Origin of the sequence: Nocardioides sp. (assembly GCF_035547795.1) — a bacterium.
In the GTDB taxonomy this organism is placed as follows: Bacteria; Actinomycetota; Actinomycetes; order Propionibacteriales; family Nocardioidaceae; genus Nocardioides.
The window spans coordinates 1-3,987 of the sequence record NZ_DASZUF010000014.1 but is presented as its reverse complement, the minus strand read 5'-3'; the positions used below and the strand labels follow the sequence as shown (position 1 = coordinate 3,987).

General features: G+C 71.9%; 6 protein-coding genes. 3 read left to right on the top strand and 3 right to left on the bottom strand.

Features of this window, described 5'->3' with window-relative positions; genetic code table 11:
* From VHA72_RS00995 to VHA72_RS00985, 3 genes are all read right to left on the bottom strand, one after another.
* A partial coding sequence (locus tag VHA72_RS00995; RefSeq protein WP_325572578.1) for a hypothetical protein occupies positions 1–278 on the bottom strand: 278 nt, incomplete at its 3' end.
* Entirely contained in the window at positions 275–1,639 is a 1,365-nt protein-coding gene (locus VHA72_RS00990; protein WP_325572577.1) for an NAD-dependent succinate-semialdehyde dehydrogenase, read from the bottom strand. The genes VHA72_RS00995 and VHA72_RS00990, both read right to left, overlap by 4 nt.
* Complete coding sequence (locus tag VHA72_RS00985) at positions 1,636–2,055, bottom strand: gamma-glutamyl-gamma-aminobutyrate hydrolase family protein (protein WP_325572576.1); 420 nt, start codon at positions 2,053–2,055, stop codon at positions 1,636–1,638. Before VHA72_RS00985 ends, VHA72_RS00990 begins: the two co-directional genes overlap by 4 nt.
* Between VHA72_RS00985 and VHA72_RS00980 the strand changes: the two genes are divergently transcribed.
* The 3 genes from VHA72_RS00980 to VHA72_RS00970 all read left to right on the top strand — a co-directional run.
* On the top strand, positions 2,042–2,659 hold the full coding sequence (locus VHA72_RS00980) for a hydroxymethylglutaryl-CoA lyase-like TIM-barrel protein (protein WP_325572575.1): 618 nt from the start codon (positions 2,042–2,044) through the stop codon (positions 2,657–2,659). The two genes, VHA72_RS00985 and VHA72_RS00980, sit on opposite strands and share 14 nt — an antisense overlap.
* A complete protein-coding gene (locus tag VHA72_RS00975; RefSeq protein WP_325572574.1) occupies positions 2,656–2,979 on the top strand; it encodes a 2Fe-2S iron-sulfur cluster-binding protein in 324 nt (107 codons plus the stop codon). The genes VHA72_RS00980 and VHA72_RS00975 overlap by 4 nt, the downstream gene beginning before the upstream one ends.
* Positions 2,976–3,987 (top strand): NAD(P)/FAD-dependent oxidoreductase (locus VHA72_RS00970; RefSeq protein WP_325572573.1); only part of this gene is annotated, 1,012 nt, incomplete at its 3' end. The genes VHA72_RS00975 and VHA72_RS00970, both read left to right, overlap by 4 nt.

Sequence of the window (3,987 nt, the reverse complement as noted above, 5' to 3'; positions counted from 1 at the left end):
ATGTCGCCGCCACCGAGCACGAGCAGGCCGTCGGCGTCGACCTGGGCCGCGGCCAGCTCGTCCGCGACCGAGGAGTCCACCAGCGTGTACGACGCCCCAGCGGCCGTGACCGCCGCGAGCGCGTTGCGGGTGAACCGTCGTACCAGAGCGGCGACCGGCTCGGTCAGGTCGGGGAAGTTGAGCGAGACGAGCACCGCCAGATGCGACCGGCCGGCCTCGCGGGGCAGGGCGTCGGGCGCGTCCACCTCGGCGCGCCGGACGACGGGAACGGCGCTCATCGCTGCACGTAGAAGACGCGCTTGTTGACGAACTCGCCGATACCGAGCGGCCCCAACTCGCGGCCGAAGCCGGAGCGCTTGGTGCCGCCGAACGGTACGTCGGCACCCTCGCCGGCCGCCGTGTTGACGTTGCTCATCCCGACGTCGAGCTGCTCCGCGACCCGGATGGCGCGGTCCTCGTCGCGCGACCACACCGCACCGCCGAGACCGAAGTCGACGGCGTTCGCCAGCGCGACCGCCTCCTCGTCGCTGGACACCCGGTAGACCACCGCCACCGGGCCGAACAGCTCCTCGGTGTAGGCGCGCATGCCGGGCTCCACCCCGGTCAGCACGGCCGGGGTGAACCAGGCCTGCTCGCCCAGCGTGCCGCCGACGTGCAGGGTGGCGCCCCGCTCGACCGCGTCGATCACCTGCGCCAGCAGTTCCTCCGCCGCGCGCCGGGAGACCATCGGCGAGAACTCGGTGTCGGCGTCGGCCTCGGTGCGCGGCGTCATCGCGGCGGCATGCTCCACCAGCGCGGCGACGAACTCGTCGTACACGTCGTCCATCACGATCATGCGCTTGTTGGAGTTGCACGCCTGGCCCATGTTGGACATCCGGGTCGACCAGGCCGCGGCCGCCGCGGCCGCGACGTCGTCGGTGTCGAGCACGATGTAGGGGTCGGAGCCGCCGAGCTCGAGCACCACCTTCTTCAGGTTGCGCCCGGCCGCCTCGGCGATCGCGGCGCCGGCCCGCTCCGAGCCGGTCAGCGAGACCCCCTTCACCCGGGGATCGGCGATCATCGCGGCCACTTGCTCGTGGGTGGCGAAGAGGTTCTCGTGGACGCCGTCGGGGAGGCCCGCATCGGCGAACAGGCGCGCGATGGCCAGCGCCGAGGTGGGGCAGTTCTCCGCGTGCTTGAGCAGGATGGTGTTGCCCGCCACGAGGTTCGGCGCCGCGAACCGCGCCACCTGGTAGTACGGGTAGTTCCACGGCATCACGCCCAGCAGCGGACCGATCGGGAGACTCTCGATGCGCGCGCCCTCGTGACCGGGCAGCGGCTGGTCGGCCAGCAGGGCCGGGCCGTGGTCGGCGTAGTAGTCGAAGATCTCTGTACAGAACTCCGCCTCACCCCGGGCTTCGGCGGGGCGCTTGCCCATCTCGGTGGTGATGAGCGCGCCGAGCTCGGCCGCCCGCTCGGTGAACAGCTGCGCGATCCGCTTCACGACCGCGACTCGCTCCGTCATCGGCGTCGCCCGCCACTTCTCGTACGCCGCCGCACTGCGGGCCAGCGCGGTCTCCACCTCGGCGTCGGTGGCGAAGTCGAACGTCTGGCTGGTGATGCCGGTCGCCGGATCGGTCACCTGGTAGGTCGCTGTCACAGCCGGTCCTCTCGGGTTGCATGCTTGGCCGCCCGCTCCACCAGGTCGGTGAAGAGCGCGGCATCGGTGGGATGGGTGCGACACAGGTCCTCGGGGTGCCACTGGACGGCCAGCAGCGTGCCCGCGTCGTGCTCGAGCGCCTCGATGCAGCCATCGGCGGCGCGCGCCGCCACTGACAGCCCGGCTCCGACACGGTCCACCGCCTGGTGGTGGTACGACGACACGTCGAACTCCTCACGTCCGACGATCTGACGAAGCCGCCCGGTCGCCGTCACCCGATGGATCGCGGCGCGGTGCTCGACCGACCCGGGCGCCAGGTGCTGGTGCAGGGTGCCTCCGCACAGGACGTTGACCACCTGCAGCCCTCGGCAGATCGCCAGCGTCGTGGCCAGCCCGGAGGCGATGCGCGAGATCATCGGCCACATCCGGTCGGTCAGCGACCTGCCGATCGAGGCGCACTGCCACAACGACACCGGCATGGGCCTGGCGAACACCGCCGCCTGCGTCGAGGCCGGCGCCGACTACGTCGAGTGCGTGGTCAACGGGATGGACCCCGAGCGGTGCGGCATCGCCTCGCTCGACGAGGTCGCGGTCTCCCTGGAGAAGCTGTACGGCGTCGACACCGGCATCGTCCTGACCGAGCTGATGGACCTGGCCCGCACCCACGAGCGGATGACCGGCCTCCCGCTGGCCGCCAACAAGCCGATCGTGGGCCCCCGCGCCTTCAACTACCGCGTCGCTACCGGCTCCGGCGACGCCGAGGCCCGCAAGGACAACTTCTACGGCTCGGCCCGGGTGGTGCCGTTCAACCCCGCCGACGTCGGCAACGCGCGGCGCTTCATGCTCGGCAAGTACTCCGGCCCCAACGAGGTCACCCGAGCGCTCACCGATGCCGGGCTGTCGGTGCCGCAGGGCGCCGCCCTCACCGAGCTGGTCACCCTCGTCCGCGGCCTCGGCGAGCGCAAGCGCTCCACCGTCACGCCCGAGGAGCTGGCCGGCCTGCTCGCCGTCGTGTCATGACCAAGGTCACCTACCACTCACCCACCGGGAGCGACGTCACGCTCGACGTCCCTCCGGGCGTCAGCATCATGCAGGCGGCCGTCAAGGGCGGCGTCGACGGGATCCTGGCCGACTGCGGCGGACAGCGGCAGTGCGCCACCTGCCACGTCTACGTCCCCGAGCAGTACGCCGACCAGCTCCCGCCGATGAGCGAGGACGAGGACGACATGCTCGAGATCACCGCCTGCGAGCGCACCGACCGCAGTCGGCTCTCCTGCCAGCTGGTGATGAACGACGACATCGACCACATCGACGTCGAGCTCCCGGAGCACCAGCGATGAGCGCCCCGGCCGGCCCCCGCTCGGTCGTCGTGGTCGGTGCCGGCCATGCCGGCTTCACGCTGGCCTCCGAGCTGCGCAGCGAGGGGTACGACGGCACGATCACGCTGCTCGACGAGCATGCCGGGCTCCCCTATCAGCGCCCGCCGCTGTCCAAGGCCTACCTCAACGGCGACCTGGCCGCCGACGAGCTGCCGTTCCGCGGCGCGGCGTACTACGAACGGGAGCGGATCGACCACCTCGCCGGCGAGGGCGTCGTCGAGATCTCCCGGCCGGAGCGGACCGTGACGACCACCAGTGGCCGGGTGATCGGGTACGACGCGCTGGTGCTGGCGACCGGGGCCGCCGCGATCCGGGCGCCGTTCGTGACCGAGGGACTGCTCGGCCTGCACGAGCTGCGCACCCGCACCGACGCCGACCGGCTCACCCAGGAGCTGCGCAGCGCCACTCGGGTGCTGGTCATCGGCGGCGGGTTCATCGGCCTGGAAGTCGCCTGCGCGGCCCGCAAGCACGGGGTCGACGTCCACGTCGTGGAGCTGCGCGACCGGGTGATGTCCCGGGCCGTGGGCGAGACGCTGTCGCGCTACGCGCTGGACTCCCACCGCGCGGTGGGCATCCACGTGCACCTCGGCGTGGGCGTGACCAGCATCGGGGCGACCCGCGGCCGGGTGTCCTCGGTGACGCTCGACTCGGGCCAGACCCTGACCACCGACCTGGTGGTGCTGGGGCTCGGCATCAGCCCCCGCACCGAGCTCGCCGAGAAGGCCGGGCTCGAGGTCGACAACGGCATCGTGGTCAACGAGTACCTCGAGACCTCCGACCCCGCGATCTCGGCGATCGGCGACTGCTGCTCCTTCCCCTACGCGTTCGGCGAGCGCCGGCTCCGGCTGGAGTCGGTGCAGAACGCCACCGACCAGGCCCGCAACGTCGCCCGGCGGCTCACCGGGCACCGGGAGCCCTACGCCGCCGTACCGTGGTTCTGGAGCGACCAGGGCGGCATGAAGCTGCAGA

Excerpts from the sequence above, each read along its gene's own strand:
- VHA72_RS00980 (WP_325572575.1), top strand. The coding sequence starts at position 2,042 with ATGCGCGAGATCATCGGCCACATCCGGTCGGTCAGCGACCTGCCGATC.
- VHA72_RS00985 (WP_325572576.1), bottom strand. The coding sequence starts at position 2,055 with ATGATCTCGCGCATCGCCTCCGGGCTGGCCACGACGCTGGCGATCTGC.
- VHA72_RS00975 (WP_325572574.1), top strand. The coding sequence starts at position 2,656 with ATGACCAAGGTCACCTACCACTCACCCACCGGGAGCGACGTCACGCTC.